Source organism: Erythrobacter sp. S43, assembly GCF_057364955.1.
Genome location: NZ_CP200285.1, coordinates 2,775,957 through 2,791,126, shown reverse-complemented (window position 1 = coordinate 2,791,126; position 15,170 = coordinate 2,775,957). Strand labels below are relative to the sequence as shown.

11 protein-coding genes, 1 tRNA gene and 1 pseudogene are annotated in these 15,170 nt (G+C 57.0%); 9 read left to right on the top strand and 4 right to left on the bottom strand.

The features are described from left to right. Positions 1 to 24 precede the first annotated feature (24 nt). The 4 genes and pseudogenes from mreC to rodA all read left to right on the top strand — a co-directional run bounded on the left by mreC (position 25) and on the right by rodA (position 4,712). Positions 25 to 936: a rod shape-determining protein MreC gene (mreC, locus tag AC0V6K_RS13780; RefSeq protein ID WP_472623185.1), complete on the top strand. Its 912-nt coding sequence runs from the start codon at positions 25 to 27 to the stop codon at positions 934 to 936. Then, positions 933 to 1,487 carry a rod shape-determining protein MreD gene (locus tag AC0V6K_RS13775; RefSeq protein WP_486172668.1) on the top strand — a complete coding sequence of 185 codons (555 nt, stop codon included), beginning with the start codon at positions 933 to 935 and terminating at the stop codon, positions 1,485 to 1,487. The genes mreC and AC0V6K_RS13775 overlap by 4 nt, the downstream gene beginning before the upstream one ends. Before the next feature lie 20 nt (positions 1,488 to 1,507). Further along, positions 1,508 to 3,597, top strand: a pseudogene (gene mrdA, locus AC0V6K_RS13770) (penicillin-binding protein 2). Next, on the top strand, positions 3,594 to 4,712 hold the full coding sequence (gene rodA, locus AC0V6K_RS13765) for a rod shape-determining protein RodA (protein WP_472623181.1): 1,119 nt from the start codon (positions 3,594 to 3,596) through the stop codon (positions 4,710 to 4,712). The pseudogene mrdA and the gene rodA overlap by 4 nt, the downstream one beginning before the upstream one ends. Here rodA and AC0V6K_RS13760 read toward each other — a convergent pair. Next, complete coding sequence (locus AC0V6K_RS13760; protein WP_486172667.1) at positions 4,709 to 5,419, bottom strand: helix-turn-helix transcriptional regulator; 711 nt, start codon at positions 5,417 to 5,419, stop codon at positions 4,709 to 4,711. The genes rodA and AC0V6K_RS13760 overlap by 4 nt on opposite strands. Positions 5,420 to 5,635: 216 nt before the next feature. Between AC0V6K_RS13760 and AC0V6K_RS13755 the strand changes: the two genes are divergently transcribed. Next, on the top strand, positions 5,636 to 5,974 hold the full coding sequence (locus tag AC0V6K_RS13755) for a hypothetical protein (RefSeq protein ID WP_472623177.1): 339 nt from the start codon (positions 5,636 to 5,638) through the stop codon (positions 5,972 to 5,974). A 113-nt stretch (positions 5,975 to 6,087) separates the two neighbouring features. After that, positions 6,088 to 6,163 (top strand) — tRNA-Lys (locus AC0V6K_RS13750). 14 nt (positions 6,164 to 6,177) lie between these two features. On the opposite strand, the gene AC0V6K_RS13745 is transcribed toward AC0V6K_RS13750, so the two are convergent. Then, positions 6,178 to 8,253 carry a glycoside hydrolase family 97 protein gene (locus AC0V6K_RS13745; protein ID WP_472623175.1) on the bottom strand — a complete coding sequence of 692 codons (2,076 nt, stop codon included), beginning with the start codon at positions 8,251 to 8,253 and terminating at the stop codon, positions 6,178 to 6,180. Positions 8,254 to 8,422: 169 nt separating this feature from the next. Here AC0V6K_RS13745 and AC0V6K_RS13740 point away from each other — a divergent pair, with 169 nt between their 5' ends. After that, on the top strand, positions 8,423 to 9,268 hold the full coding sequence (locus AC0V6K_RS13740; RefSeq protein ID WP_472623173.1) for an FG-GAP-like repeat-containing protein: 846 nt from the start codon (positions 8,423 to 8,425) through the stop codon (positions 9,266 to 9,268). Continuing rightward, a complete protein-coding gene (locus AC0V6K_RS13735) occupies positions 9,174 to 10,097 on the top strand; it encodes a CRTAC1 family protein (RefSeq protein ID WP_472623171.1) in 924 nt (307 codons plus the stop codon). The genes AC0V6K_RS13740 and AC0V6K_RS13735 overlap by 95 nt, the downstream gene beginning before the upstream one ends. A 6-nt stretch (positions 10,098 to 10,103) precedes the next feature. On the opposite strand, the gene AC0V6K_RS13730 is transcribed toward AC0V6K_RS13735, so the two are convergent. Together AC0V6K_RS13730 and AC0V6K_RS13725 are read right to left on the bottom strand one after the other, a co-directional pair. Then, complete coding sequence (locus AC0V6K_RS13730) at positions 10,104 to 11,495, bottom strand: alpha-amylase family glycosyl hydrolase (RefSeq protein ID WP_472623169.1); 1,392 nt, start codon at positions 11,493 to 11,495, stop codon at positions 10,104 to 10,106. Continuing rightward, positions 11,492 to 13,024 carry an MFS transporter gene (locus tag AC0V6K_RS13725; RefSeq protein WP_472623167.1) on the bottom strand — a complete coding sequence of 511 codons (1,533 nt, stop codon included), beginning with the start codon at positions 13,022 to 13,024 and terminating at the stop codon, positions 11,492 to 11,494. The genes AC0V6K_RS13730 and AC0V6K_RS13725 overlap by 4 nt, the downstream gene beginning before the upstream one ends. A 304-nt stretch (positions 13,025 to 13,328) precedes the next feature. Here AC0V6K_RS13725 and AC0V6K_RS13720 point away from each other — a divergent pair, with 304 nt between their 5' ends. Beyond that, positions 13,329 to 15,158: an alpha-amylase family glycosyl hydrolase gene (locus AC0V6K_RS13720; protein WP_472623165.1), complete on the top strand. Its 1,830-nt coding sequence runs from the start codon at positions 13,329 to 13,331 to the stop codon at positions 15,156 to 15,158. The last annotated feature ends 12 nt before the right edge of the window (positions 15,159 to 15,170 follow it).

Genomic DNA, 15,170 nt, shown 5'->3' with positions numbered 1-15,170 from the left:
GAACCAAGAAGGGACACATAGCGCATGGCGCCGCCCAAATCGCGTCGTTCGAGCTTTTCGAAGAAAGCCCAGTATTCGGTCTTCGCCGGGTACCTCTTGGCTGTGCTCGGCGCGCTCTTGGGTGTGGTGCTGCTGATCCTGTCATTCTGGCAACCATCGGCATTTGCTCCGGTTCGTGGGGCCGCCAATGACGTTGTATCTCCGGCAGGCGAAGGCGCGGCAGCGGTCCGCGGCAGCAGCAACAGCATTTGGGATACGGTCCAAGGCTTCTGGTACGCGGGCAGCCAAAATGCTGAACTTCGCGAAGAGATGGAGATCGCCCGTATCCGCCTGGCCGAAGCGGAAGCCATCCAACAGGAGAACACCCGCCTGAAAGGCCTGCTCGGCCTTGCTGAAGCAGACGTGGAGCCCGTAGCGGTTGCCCGTCTGATCGGGTCCAGCTCCACCAGTAGCCGCCGTTTTGCGCACATTGGCGTTGGCCGAAGTGATGGCGTCCGGCCCGGTATGGCCGTGCGGTCGCCCAGAGGTATCGTCGGACGCACACTAGAGGTGGCTGGCAATTCCACGCGCATATTGCTTCTCACCGACAGCGAGAGCCGTCTGCCTGTTCGCCGTGCGACGGACTCCACCCCGGCATTTGCCGAAGGACGCGGTGATGGGCTTATCCGCATTCGCCTGATCAATCTCGGCATCAACCCGCTCGAAGAAGGCGATGTGTTCGTCACCAGCGGAGCAGGCGGATTCTATCGACCCGATGTCGCCGTCGCGATTGTAAGCGAAGTTACTGCAGATGGCGCTTTGGCTCGCCTGATTGCAGACCCATCCGCGACTGATTTTGTGGCTGTTGATCCGATATTTGCACCGGTTGCCGTCGAGGCTGCAAGCGCGCGCGAGGATCGCCCGCTTGAGGATCAGGAAGGCGCCGAAGGGGAATGAGCCGGCTATCTTCTTCAATGGCACAGCCTCGGCGGAAGGACCGGATCAACCGCGTCGCGTCGCCGTGGCGCGCAGGCATTGTCCCTTACGCTTCGATCATGCTCGGTTCGCTTCTCCCCGTGTTCTTGTTGGCAGATGCAATGCCCGCCCTGCCCTCGATGGGATATGTGATGCTGATCTGTTGGCGCGTAATGCGTCCCGGTCTGATGCCGATGTGGATTGGCGTTCCGCTCGGCATCTTCGATGACCTCTTCAGTGGTCAGCCTTTTGGCAGCGCTGTGCTTCTCTGGTCTCTCACGATGATCGCGCTGGAAGTGATAGAGGCGCGTTTCCCTTGGCGTGGTTTCTGGCAGGATTGGTTCACCGCCAGTCTAGGCATCGCGCTCTACACAATCGCCGCAATGATGATTTCCGGCGCTCCCATTACCGAGCATAAGGCCTTGGCAGCCGCGCCGCAGATCGCCGTCTCGATCCTTCTTTATCCGGTGTTCGCCCGCATCGTCGCATCCCTAGATGCCTTCCGCCTCGTGCGCACGCGGAGGATCAATTGAGCAAGTGGCTTGGCCGAATCATGGGCCGAAGAAAGGGCGGATTGTCAGGGGCGACGACGACCATGACCGCCTCCAAACTGCGGGACACATTCAAGCGCCGCAGTGTGCTGATCGGAACGATCCAGGGCGGTGTTGCCGTGCTACTCGCCGGGCGCATGGGTTACATCGCCATTGCCGAGAACGAAAAGTACCGGCTCGAATCCGAAAGCAACCGGGTCAATCTATCGCTCATTCCTCCTCGGCGCGGATGGCTGCTGGACCGTAATGGCGCCCCCTCGCCTCAAATCGCGCTGACTTCCGCGTCGACGTTATACCGGAGCGACTGGGCGAAGATGCAGACAAAACCATTGACCAGATTGGCGCGCTCTTAAGCCTTGAGCCGACGCGCATCGCCGACATCAAGGCCAAGGTCGAGGAAAGCAGCGGCTATCAGCCTGTCGAAGTCGCGAGCGGCTTGGAATACGGCCAATTCGCTGCGCTGAGTGTCCGCCTGCCAGACATGCAGGGTGTCATCCCACAGCGCGGTTTCTCACGCTACTATCCGACCGCGTCCAGCGTCGGTCACCTCATCGGCTATGTCGGCCCCGCTAATGCCGAGGAATATGACGAGGAAGAACGTAATCCGCTGCTGATCACACCGGGCTACAAAATCGGCAAAGACGGTCTCGAGAAGCAGTTTGAGCAGGACTTGCGCGGCACACCGGGCGCTCGGCGGGTCGAGGTCACGGCATCAGGTCGCATTGTACGCGATCTTGAAACGCGCGAAGATGTTCAGGGCAATGCGGTCAAGCTGACGATTGATGGTCCGCTCCAAGACTACGCGGCGCGTCGGATTGGCCTCGAAAGCGGCTCGGTTGTTGTCATGGATTGCGAGACGGGCGATCTGCTTTGCATGGCGTCGATGCCGAGCTTTGACCCCAACAGCTTTTCCGATGGCATAGGCAGCGTCGAATACGCGATGCTGCGCGAGGACGAACGGGTTCCCTTGCGCAACAAGGTGCTCAAAGGCCTCTATCCGCCGGGCTCCACTATTAAGCCGATGCACTGTCTTGCGTTCATGGAAGCCGGTGTAAGCCCAGACGAAACGATCACGTGCGGTGGTGGCCGTCGGATCGGAAACCGTTTCTTTAACTGTTGGGGCAATCACGGCACGGTTGATATGGCGAAGGCCATTTATCAGAGCTGTGATAGCTATTTCTATCACTTCGCGCAGAAGATCGGCTTCGACAAAGTCGCTGAAATGGCGCGTAATTTTGGCATGGGCCAGGATTACCCTCTGCCCGTCATCAGCCAGTTCTACGGCACGGTTCCGAACGCCGAGTGGAAGCAGCAGAAGTTTGATCGCGCATGGGAGCCGTTCGACACCGTCAACGCTTCAATCGGCCAAGGTTATTATCTCGCCAGCCCACTACAACTCGCGGTGCAGGCCGCGCGTCTTGCTACCGGCAAGGTAATCAAACCGCGGCTCGTGATCGATGACAAGAAGCCGTCGCATGACAGCTACAATTTCGAGAGCGACCAAATCACTTACATCCGCCAAGCGATGAGCGATGTGGTCAACGGTCCGGGCACTGCGGGTCGTGGGCGTCTGCCCTTCCCCGACATCCAAATGGCTGGCAAGACCGGCACCGCACAGGTCGTTTCGTTGAGCGTCTCTGACGGTCGCAGCGGTCCATGGGAGTACCGTGACCATGGCCTGTTCATTTTCTTCGCACCGACTGACAAGCCGCGATATGCCGGCGTTGTCGTCATTGAGCATGGCGGCGGGTCCGGATCTGCCTACCCCATTGCACGCGATGTCATGACCTTCATGTTCGACCCCGCGAAGGGCATGGACGCGCTGCGCGCCCTGGAAAGCCAGTGGGGAGGCACTGCGCAGCAAAGGCTTGAAAAGCGATATGCAGCCTATGCCGCCGAGCGCGGAGAAGACATTGTGGCCCAGCCCCGCCGCGACGAGGATATCTTCGCGCGCGTCGAGGCAGAGGCCCGCGTGGCCGCGCAAGCACCCGAAGAGATTGCAGACGATTTCGTCGCGCCTCGACCGATTGCGAACCCATCAGGCACACCGCCGCCAGATGCCTCCATTCCCGAAGCGGGAGCTGGCGAATGAACTCGATCATTCCCGAGCCGATAGCGCGGCAGCCATGGCAGATGCTGATCCCGCTATTCCTGCTAGTCGCGTTCGGAGCCGCAGTCCTGTTCTCGGCAGCTGGCGGGTCGATGCAACCTTTCGCATCGTCACACCTCATCCGCTTCAGTGTGTTTCTAGTGATGGCATCCATCATCACACTGTTCTCGCGCGATTTCGTGAGACTGATGATCTATCCGGTCTACCTAGTCGTTCTCGCCTTGCTGGTTGCGGTGGAGGCTATGGGCGCGCTGCGCGGGGGCAGCCAAAGATGGCTCGACCTCGGATTTATGGTGCTTCAGCCGTCTGAGATCATGAAGCCAGTCGTCGTGGTGACACTGGCGCAGTTTTACTCGACTTTGCCCGTGGGCCTTATCGGATCTTGGAGAGCAATTGTATTGCCAGGCGCGCTGGTGATGACACCCGTTGCTCTAGTCTTGCTGCAACCAGACCTTGGTACATCGCTGGCGATTGTATTTGGTGGGGGCGTAGTGATGCTACTGGCCGGCCTGCCGATGAAGTGGTTTGTAGGTGGTGGTATCGCGGCCGTCGCGGCGGCGCCTGTCCTCTTCTACGTCGGCCTTCAGGAATATCAGCAGCAGCGCATCCTGACGATGTTCAACCCCGAGTCCGATCCTCTGGGGGACGGATACCATATCACCCAATCAAAGATTGCCATCGGGTCAGGCGGCATCTTTGGCAAGGGGTTCAATGAAGGTTCGCAAAGCCACCTCCAATATCTGCCGGAACCTCACACTGACTTTGTCTTTGCCACAATGGCGGAGGAATGGGGTCTGATCGGAGGCATGTTTGTCATCGGCGTTTTCGCACTCATTTTGCGTTGGGGTTGGAATGTTGCACGTGCATCCCGGGACCGTTTTTCAAATCTGCTGGCGGGCGGAATGGTTGCTACGATCTTTTTCTACATCGCGGTCAATCTGCTGATGGTCATGGGGATGGCTCCAGTGGTGGGCATTCCACTGCCATTTATGAGCCACGGCGGATCATCCATGCTCACCAATATGATCTGTATCGGCGCGTTGATGATGGTGAACCGTTGGAACCGACACGCCCCGCGAGGTGGGCTCCGAAACTAGGCCGTTACCAGACCAAGCTTCAACGCTTTTACAACTGCGCCGATGCGGTCGGATGTTCCCAGCTTGTCATAAATCCGCTTGGCATAGGTCTTCACCGTATCGTGAGAAATCTCCAAGATATCGGCAATGACCGACAGAGATTTTCCCTGCACGATCCAGTGCAGGACTTCACTCTCGCGATCCGATAACTCGGGCAACGTCCTTGTGGAATCGAGCAGGATACAAACACGTTGATGCGCCGCTTGGGGAACGCTTCGTACGATGCCAATCCGGTCATCCGAGACCTGACTGACCGGACGCCCAAAATCGAAAGAGGCATACGCGTCGCGCCCACGCGGCCCAAAAAGCGGTAAGCCGAAACCGTGGATGAGCCCGTATTTCTCGAGCGCGGCAAAGAACTCCTCGTTCTCTGGCGTATTCTCTTCAATTGATCGCGCCTCGCTCCATGTCAGCATTTGTCCATGCCGCATGACACGATCCGGAATGGGATCTTTCGAACGAAAGTCAGCAGTATCGTAGAGCTCTAACCACTCAGGATCATAGCCGATCGCGTGCACAACAGTTCGGTGTGACGTGGGCGAGTCAAAGAGCGGCGTGAAATGATAGCTTTGGCGCAGAACCCCCTGCTCCTTGCACACTTCAACCGCGTACCAGAGCACTTCGCTGATGTCTGTCAGCGCTTCAATATGAGCAAAATGACGCTGCATGTTACATTTGTTTACCACAGGTCCCCCAACAAGGGGACTGTCTGGGAACGTTATCATCTGGCAAATGTAACCCACTCATTGAGAGTTTGAGTGTTCGGGTCGCATGCACCGGTTAAACGGCAGCTTGTTGAGCGCTCAAGTCCTGGCGGTAGCGGTGCACCCCCATAATGCGCTCGTCTGCCGCCAGGCATCAGTTTTCAAATGGTGGAGACACAGATGTTGGGCCTGGGCGCCTCGGCAAAAAAGTTGCGTGAACGCTTTGAGGCACGCCGTGACGATCGCGAAGCGCCTGACGCCATTGGCGGCGAGAGTGCAGCGCTGCTCGCCCACTCATTGTATCGCCGTGAAATGAACGGCGTCACCACCACTCTTCGCCAAGTCCATCATCTCGTCGATATCAAGCAGCCCGAAGCGCTGAGGATTATCAAGGACCTCGAATGCCGCGGGTTGGTCCTGATCGAGCAAAACATCAGTGATGAGCTCGAGTCCAAAGTCGCCCTATCGGAAGCCATGCGGCAGCGCCTCGCACAAATTCTGCAACACGACAAAGGCTAAAACCCCTTGTCATCAACGCGCGGATAGCTATTTGCAGCGCTCCCCTGAAGAGGGGCGATTCGAAACACCGTCGAAGTCGACGCGTAGGATCACATCCCGATCAAGATCGGCACGGACGCATAGCTCAGTTGGTAGAGCAGCTGACTCTTAATCAGCGGGTCCTAGGTTCGAACCCTAGTGCGTCCACCAATCTTCTTGATCCCTCACTTTTCGACGAACCGCACCGCGATGCCGCCTGAAGAGGCAAGTATGGCTTTGAGGCTGTCCGCGCTAGTCACAGTGACTTCCTCGATGACGATATCGTACGGATTGGTATCCCAATGCGCATTGGCACCATCACGGTAGATTTGCGCGGTGTAGGTTTTCCCTTCCTCGAGGAAATCCAGAGCAATGGCCATTTCCCGAGGCTCGCCATCGGTTACCGCGCCGAGGAACCATTCGCCCCCTGCCCGGCCTTTCCGTGCAATAGCGACATACTCGCCGACTTCGCCGTCAAGCGCGATGGTCTCTTCCCAATCGGCCTCGACATCCTTGATGAACTGGAAGGCGTCCATGCGCTCTTCATAGTGCTCGGGCAGGTCTGCTGCCATCTGCAAAGGTGAGTACAGCACAACATACAGCGCCAGTTGTTTGGCCAACGTCGTCTGCGGACGGTTGGACGCATCCCCACGTTGCATGTCTTCACGAACGGGGGGCTTTTCGTTCGGCTTCAGGTTGAAGATGCCAGGCGTGAAATCCATCGGACCAGACAGCATCCGCGTGTAAGCGAGGACTGAGATATGCTCGGTTGGATTAGGCGGCGTGCCCCAAGCGTTGAACTCCATCCCGCGCGCGCCCTCGCGGGTCATCCAGTTGGGATAGGTGCGACGCAGGCCAGTGTCTTTCACCGGTTCGTGCGCATTGATCGAGATCTTGCGTTTGGCCGCAGCCTCAACAGCACGCAGGTGGTGGTCAACCATGAACTGGCTGTCATGCCACTCATATTGCTTCACACCGTTTTCGTCATACCGCACAATGTCACCGGCATCGGCGACATAGCCGGTCTTGACCTCGCGAACGCCGTTTTTTTCGTAGAGGTCGAAGGCGGCTTCCATCTGTTTTTCGTAGTTGGCGACATTGCCACTGGTTTCGTGGTGACCGATGATCCGGACGCCTTTCTTGGCGCCGTATTCGGCCAACATCGGCAGGTCGAAATCGTCATAGCTTTTCGTGAAGTCGAACAGCTCGCCATTGTTGAACCAGTCGCCGTCCCAGCCAATGTTCCAGCCTTCAACCAACACACCTTTGAAGCCGTGCTCGGCGGCAAAATCGATGTAGCGTTTCACATCTTCATTGTTCGCGCCGTGGATGCCGTCATTGCCCCAAGTGCGCTCTCGGATATGCATCGCCCACCAGATGCCGACATACTTGCCAGGCTCAACCCAAGATACGTCGCCCAGCTTGTTGGGTTCGTTGAGGTTCAGAATTATGTCCGAATTGATCAGGCCGGTTGCCTTGGGCGCGATCTGGATTGTCCGCCATGGCGATTTGAATGGCGCCTTGGTGTGGACCTTCACTCCGTCTGAGCCAGCACGAAGCTGCGCCTCAAAACCGCCGGGACGCAGCGCGAGCAATGACATCCCAGAGTAGTCGACCAGTGCCGCTTCATGGATGCTGATGTGAAGCCCGTTGGGCTGACGGAAAGTGACCGGCGTGTGCGCGTCGTTGACCTTGCCGGCCTTGTCCTTGCGATAGATGTATTCGTAGCGATTGAACTGGCGGCTCGGCGTCCACCAAGCATCCGCCTCACTGCCGATTGAGAACTGTGTCAGTTCGTCGGTTATCTTAAGATCGCCCTGCAAGGCATCCTGTTGAGGCAAGTGATAGCGAAAACCCACGCCGGTATCGAACACGCGAAACTCCACCCGCATCCGACGTTCTGGGCCGGTGGTCGAGGTGAAGGTTGCTAGAAGCTGGTTGTGATTATCGCGTACAAGGCGACGCTCGCCCCACGGCTGTTCCCAAGTGGTGTCCTTCTTCGAGCCAAGCCCAACGCTTCCAAGCTTCAGATCGTCTTCAAATCCGTGATGCTCAGCAAACAGAAGACCAAGGCGGGATGAGGGGATCGCCTCTTCACCGTCATAGGTGACCGAATAGCTGGCGTGGCCACCCTCATCAGAAACAGTGACAACGATTTTCCCGTCAGGAGACTTTACTTGCAGCGTACCCGCATAGGCAGGCGCAACAGCCACCATCGCCAAAGCTAGAACAGACAGAAGTTTGGCCAGAAAACGCGGCATTGATCCCTCCTCAAGCAGAATGTGCGAGCGCCTCAAGCCGCGTTTGCAAATTTCTGCAAAAAATATCTCCCGATAATCGGCATAATATCGAATACCCCCTTTTCTCCAAGCGATTTTTCTGCAAGTTTTTGCATTGAGCGTGGATAACACGCTTGGGAGAGGGATCGAAATGACATCGAAACGCATGATGGCGCTTGCCACAAGTTTGGCCTTGGCCGCTACATTGGTTGCGTGTGGTTCGGATAGCCCCGCACCTCCCACAGGTGGTGGCCCCATCGGCGGCTCCCCTACCCCTTCACCCACGCCCTCCAGCGCAGCATTGCCTGCCGGAGCCAACACAAGTTTCGCGGACCGTACGGCAGCTGCAGGGTTCGGTCACAATTTCGGATTCTCGACCGGCCTCAACATCATGGTCGCGCAGTTCGCAGGCGGCGCGGCATCGGGTGACATCGACGATGATGGCGATATCGATGTCTTCATCGCGCGCGGTGATACCGGCCCGAACCTGCTTTACATCAACCAAGGTGGCACTTTCGTCGAAAGCGCAGCGGCAGCCGGCCTTGCCAACACGCTCGGCACTGCCAACGGGCGCCATAGCGGACCGACCTTTGGTGATCTGGATGGCGATGGCGATCTGGACTTGCTGCTCGGCGGGTTAGAGAGTGGTCCGACCATGCTCTACCTCAACGATGGGTCAGGCAACTTCACTGACGCGACCGTCGGCTCGGGCTTCGACAACGCTTCGACCAACCAGACGATTTCGATGGCACTGGGCGACTATGACGCCGACGGTGATCTTGATGTGCTGATGGCGCATTGGGGCACACCACGCGATCCGGCCAATCCGGGCGAGACCGAGACGCTCTGGCGCAATGACAGTGTTGCAGGCGCGCCCTCATTCACTCCAGTAAGCGCCGCAAGTGGCATATCTGGCCTACTTGCCTTCGATCTACCGCAAGGTGTTCTTGGCCCGAATTTCGATTACACCTTCGCTCCGGGATCTCGCCGATATTGATGGCGACCGCGATCTCGATATCTTGATGGTCTCGGACTTCCGTGGCTCCAAGATCTTGCTCAACAACGGCAACGGCACATTCAGCGCCGCCCCGTTCACGCCGGACGACGAAAACGGAATGGGCACCGCGATCGGTGATTTCGACAATGATGGCGATTTCGATTGGTTCGTTTCCTCCATCAACGGCAACCGTCTTTTCGAAAACACAGGCAGCGGCAACTTCTTGCGCAACGCCGCATCTGGCGTCGAACCCGGTGGCTGGGGCTGGGGATCATGCTTTGCCGATTTCAACGGTGATGGATGGCTCGACATTTATCAGACCAATGGCTGGGAGGCGGGCAAAGACCCGTCTGCATCCAACTACGTCAATGATGTCACGCGCCTCTGGATGAATGCCGGAGACAAGACCTTCGCCGACGCTGCGCAGGCGTCTTCGGTTGCGGACACCGATCAGGGGCGCGGTGTCATCTGCGATGATTTCGACAATGACGGCGATGTCGACGCGCTTTTGCTGACGGCTGAGCCAACGGGTGCGGTCTATTTTTGGGAAAACCTGCTGAGCGGCGCGAACACGCTCAAAGTGCGGCTGCGCGGCAAAGCACCGAACACCTACGCTGTTGGCGCGATTGTGGAATTGACCATTGGTGACACCACGCAAACCCGCATGGTTTCGGTGAACAGCAACTTCATCTCGCACAATTCCACCGATCAGATCTTCGGCATGGGTGCCAACACGGCCGGCGGACTGCGCATTACATGGCCGGACGGTTCCGAAACGATCCAGCCCAATGTCGGCGCTGGACAAACGCTTACGATTACTCAGCCGTAGTCGAGATCAGTCTTTCGCGCGGTAGATGCGATAACCCCAAGCTGGGAGCGCCAGCTCGTTCTCTGCGTTGAAGGTGACCTCTTCACCCGAGCCGAAGCTGACGTAGTCTCCATGATGACGGGCAAGCTCAAACGTCAGAGTTTGGGCACGCGGTGATAGGTTGAACACACCGAAAACTCGTGCTCCGCCCTCGCCCCTTATAAAGCTCAGAACGTCGTCACTGGCGCTGTTCGGCACGTCAACCATCGGCGCACCATAGGCACCGTTCCACAACGCGCGCTCTTCGGTCTTCAGGGCGATCAGGTTGCGGAACAGGTCATCATACTGCCCCTCCTTCCACTCGATCTCGTCTTTCTCGAAGAACTCAAGCTGTTTGGCCAGATCAGCCTCTTGCCCGTTATATATCAGCGGAATTCCAGATCCGGTGAAGCTTAGCGCAATCGCCGTTTCATAGGCTGGACCGTAGATCTCAGACGCGACACCATCCCATGAATTCTGATCGTGGTTGTCGGTGTAAACCATGCGATAGGCAGCATGCGGCCATGTGGTTGCCTGCCCTGCATAGTATCCGCGCATGGCCCCTGCGCCGCCTCCATCGGAAACAAGCTTCTGCATCGCCTCTTTCCAGCCCCAGGCGTACGTTGCGTTGAAGCTGCGCGCATGAAGATCGCGCGTTTCCCACTCGGCCAGCATAAAGACCGGCTTGATCGCCTCCAGCTCTGCCCGCGCCGTCTCCCAGAAATCGAGCGGGACATAGCCAGCAACATCAGCGCGGTATCCGTCGATGTCGAATTCGCGGACCCAATAGGTCAGGCTCCCCGTCATGTAGTCGCGCAAGCCAGCCTGCGAGTAATCGAAATCGGCGACATCAGACCAGTCGGTGCCCTCAGGCGCGATCATCTCGCCCTCTGGGTTCTTCGTGTACCAATCGGGGCTCTCTGTGATGAGGGCATTGTCCCACGCAGAGTGATTAGCCACCCAGTCGAGAATGACCTTCAAGCCAAGCTCATGCGCCTTGTCCACAAAAGCACGAAAGTCGTCTTCGGTGCCAAGGTCAGGATTGACCGCGCGATAGTCCTTCACGGCATAGGGGCTGCCCATGGTCCCCTTACGCTTCTCCTCACCAATCGGGTGGATCGGCATCAGCCAGACAATATCGACACCCATCTCAGCTAAGCGCGGCAATTGCTCTTGTGCGGCCCCAAAGGTGCCTGCTTTCGTGAATTGCCGCGTGTTCATCTGATAGATGACCGCATCGGCGGACCATTCAGGCGGATCGACCTTCACATAGTTTCGAGGCTCAAAGGTGCCCGTCGCCTCGTCCGATGAATTGCAGCCCGCAAGCGCGAGCAAAGCAAACAGCGGAAGCATTGCGATGCGCAAATTTGAGATAGTCAATTGCTCTCTCCGGGGACCGTCACCCGCAGCATCGCCAACGCAGCGATCGTCCAACTCGCTGCAGCAAACAGCATTGTCCAGATCGGGTCAGCAGGGAAAAACGCGACCATGATGCTGCCCATAAGAGTGGCGACCAAGAGTTGTGGCACCACGATAAAAACGTTGAAGAGGCCCATATAGATACCGAGCTTGCGTTGAGGCAGGCTGCTCGCGAGGATTGCATAAGGCATGGCTAGGATGGATGCCCAAGCGATGCCTTTGAGAACCTCGCAGATTATGAGGAGATTGGGATCGCGAAGCACGAAATAGCCAAAGAACCCAAGCGCACCGAGAAGTAGGCAGGTCATGTGTGTTCTGACCTTGCCGAGCCTTTTTGAAAGTGCCGGCAAGATAATCAGTGCGGCTATCGCGGCCACACCATTTTGAACGGTATAGATCAGGTTCCACCAGTTCGCGCCTTCGTTGTATGCCGCGGTCGTCGGATCTGCGCTGCCAAAGAAGTATTGCGAGACGATTGGTCCCGAATAAATCCACATGATGAAGAGCGCGGACCAGCTGAAAAACTGGACCAAAGCCAAGCGTTTCATGGTTTCGGGCATGCCGGAAAAGTCGCCAACGATGCTGGAGAGCATGTTCGCAGCGTTGCCTTTCTTGGCCATCGAAATTCCGATGGCGGAAAGCACGCCGTAAGTGGCAAGCAACCCACCAAGAAGGAATATCTCTTTTTCCAACCCGAGCGGATTGACAGAAAGTGCGACCACAGCCCCCGCAGCAATCCAAATAACGGGCCCAAAAAAGCTCTTCGCTGCCAACGCCTCGACGCCAGCGCTCTCTTCTACTTCCCGGTCTGCCTCGAATGCAGCCATCTCATCAGGCGAGTATTCTTGCGTAGTCACAACCGTCCATGCAATCGCGCTGAATAGCGCAACAGCACCTGCCCAGAAGCTCCACTTCACAGTCTCTGGTATCTGACCATCGGGCGCGACGTTGCTGACCCCCAACTGCTCAAGCAACCAAGGAAAGATCGCAGCGACAACTGCACCTGCTCCGATAAAGGCGGTTTGCACCGCATAGCCGGTGGCGTGCTGCGACTTATCGAGCATATCGCCGACAAAGGCGCGGAACGGCTCCATCGAAACGTTGAGGCTTGCGTCGAGAATCCAAAGAAGCGCCGCTGCAAAAACCAATGGCGCTGCAAATGTCGGCGCAAGCGGCATGAGGAATAGCGAAATCGCTGCAAGGATCGCTCCAGCAATAAAGTATGGGCGCCGCCGGCCGAGCCGATTCCAGGTTCTATCCGAAAGGTGCCCGATAATCGGTTGAACGATGAGTCCCGTCAGGGGCGCCGCAACCCAAAGGACGGGCAAGTCGTCCATACTTGCGCCAAGGGTTTGGAAGATGCGGCTCATATTGCCGTTCTGAAGAACAAAGCCGATCTGGATGCCAAAAAAGCCAAAGCTCATATTAGCGAGACTGGTCCAACCAAGCTGTGGCTTCTGCTGAATCGCATTCGCTGTGACCGTGTTCATGATGATGTCCCTCTCCCCGCCCCGAGCTGTCATCGAGGCGCCCTCAAATGCCCTTAGGACATCTAACGGCATATCCCATTAAGCGCCTTATACGGCATCACAGTCTGATAGTGTGCCCTGAATGCAAAGATTTGCAAGAAACTTTGTATTTTCACTGGGGAAATGAACTCAAAATTTCTACGATTGGAGCTCAGGCCTCTATATTTGCTGCTCTTTTATTCAAACTGGCGTACTGAAATGGGTTAGCACAAAGATTTGCAAATTTTGCGTATCGGTGCCAATCAGGACGTGGGAGGTCTTCATTATGAAACGAATCCGGCTTTTGCCGCTTGTCGCTCTTCTTGCTGCTGCGGGCACCGCTTGCACCGATACGCTTGCGTCTGAAACGGACATGCCACTGCGAGAGCGCCAGGCGGAAGACGAGGTTGTTTACTTCGTGCTGCCAGATCGATTCGAAAATGGAGACGTCTCCAACGATACGGGCGGTATCGACGGCGACCGCCTGACCCATGGCTTTGACCCCACTCATAAGGGTTTCTACCATGGCGGTGACCTGAAAGGCCTAACCGCAAAACTCGACTACATCGAAGGTCTGGGAGTCACCGCGATCTGGTTCGCTCCAATCTTCAAAAACAAGCCAGTTCAAGGCCCCTCTGGTGACGAAAGCTCGGGTTATCACGGATATTGGGTCACCGATTTCACAAGCATCGACCCGCACTTTGGCACCAATGAAGAGTTCAAGGCTTTCGTCGATGCCGCGCATGAGCGCGGTATGAAAGTCTACATGGACATCATCACCAACCACACGGCCGATGTGATCCAATATGCTGATGGTGACTATTCGTATCGCAGTCTGGCCGATTATCCCTATTCGAAGCGCGGTGGGCCTGATGGCGAACCCATCAATGATGGTTTCATGGGAGATGACGTCCAGACCGAAGAGAATTTTGCCAAACTAACCTCTTTCGACTTCGCCTATAAACCGGTTGTCCCCGACGCGGAAAAGAACGTGAAGGTCCCCGCATGGCTGAACAACCCCCTTTATTATCACAACCGTGGCAGCACGACCTTTAGCGGCGAGAGCAGTCGCTACGGCGACTTCGCGGGATTGGACGATCTTTACACCGAGCATCCACGTGTGCTCGATGGCATGATCGACATCTACAAAAGCTGGATCACCCGCTTCGGCATTGATGGTTTCCGGATCGACACCGCTAAGCACGTGAACCCGGAATTTTGGCAGACGTTTGTGCCCGCTATGCTCGACACCGCGAAAGAGGAGGGCATTCCGAATTTCCTGATCTTTGGCGAGGTCTACTCGGACAGTCCCAACAGCGGGTTCCTTGCCCAATTTACCCGTCGCGACGGTTTTCCCGCAACGCTCGACTTCGCATTCCAGTCTGCTGTGCGTGAGGCGCTGGGCCGCAACAAACCGCCATCTGTTATCATCGACATGTTCGATGGAGACGTGAACTACGAAGGCGGTGAGGAAGCGGCGCGCAAGATGCCGACTTTCCTTGGCAACCACGATATGGGCCGTTTTTCGACCCAGGTGCGGGAAGACAATCCAGGTATTTCATGGGAAGAGCTGCTTCAACGCGTCAAACTGGGCCATGCCATGATGATGACCCTGCGTGGCTCACCGGTGATTTATTACGGCGATGAGCAAGGTTTTGTCGGGGACGGCAATGATCAGGCAGCGCGCGAGGACATGTTTCCGAGCAAGACCGACAATTACAACGACAACAATCTGATCGGCACCGATGCGACGACAGCCGAAGACAACTTCAATGCAGCGCATCCGCTCTACAAGCTGATTGCCGACCTCGCGAAAATGCGCGCGGCCCACCCTGCCCTTCGCTCGGGCAAGCAGGTCAATCGCAGCTACAACGACGAGGCTCCTGGCCTTGTCAGCTTCTCGCGCTTCGATCCTGAAACCGGTCAGGAGTATCTGCTCGCGTTCAATACCTCGGCACAGCCCATCAAAGTGAATGCCACCATGGGCTACGACACGAGCGCACTGGAGAGCCTGAGCGGGAATTGCCAAGCGGCTGTTTCCGCGCCGGGTAGCGTTGCGTTGTCGTTGCCCGCCTTTGGCTGGTGCGTCGCTCGTGCTAGCGAGGGCAGCAAGTGAACCGCACAGTCG

Bases quoted from the DNA above. Each gene is read 5' to 3' on its own strand.
- mreC (WP_472623185.1), top strand. From the start codon at position 25: ATGGCGCCGCCCAAATCGCGTCGTTCGAGCTTTTCGAAGAAAGCCCAG.
- AC0V6K_RS13775 (WP_486172668.1), top strand. From the start codon at position 933: ATGAGCCGGCTATCTTCTTCAATGGCACAGCCTCGGCGGAAGGACCGG.
- rodA (WP_472623181.1), top strand. From the start codon at position 3,594: ATGAACTCGATCATTCCCGAGCCGATAGCGCGGCAGCCATGGCAGATG.
- AC0V6K_RS13760 (WP_486172667.1), bottom strand. From the start codon at position 5,419: ATGCAGCGTCATTTTGCTCATATTGAAGCGCTGACAGACATCAGCGAA.
- AC0V6K_RS13755 (WP_472623177.1), top strand. From the start codon at position 5,636: ATGTTGGGCCTGGGCGCCTCGGCAAAAAAGTTGCGTGAACGCTTTGAG.
- AC0V6K_RS13745 (WP_472623175.1), bottom strand. From the start codon at position 8,253: ATGCCGCGTTTTCTGGCCAAACTTCTGTCTGTTCTAGCTTTGGCGATG.
- AC0V6K_RS13740 (WP_472623173.1), top strand. From the start codon at position 8,423: ATGACATCGAAACGCATGATGGCGCTTGCCACAAGTTTGGCCTTGGCC.
- AC0V6K_RS13725 (WP_472623167.1), bottom strand. From the start codon at position 13,024: ATGAACACGGTCACAGCGAATGCGATTCAGCAGAAGCCACAGCTTGGT.
- AC0V6K_RS13720 (WP_472623165.1), top strand. From the start codon at position 13,329: ATGAAACGAATCCGGCTTTTGCCGCTTGTCGCTCTTCTTGCTGCTGCG.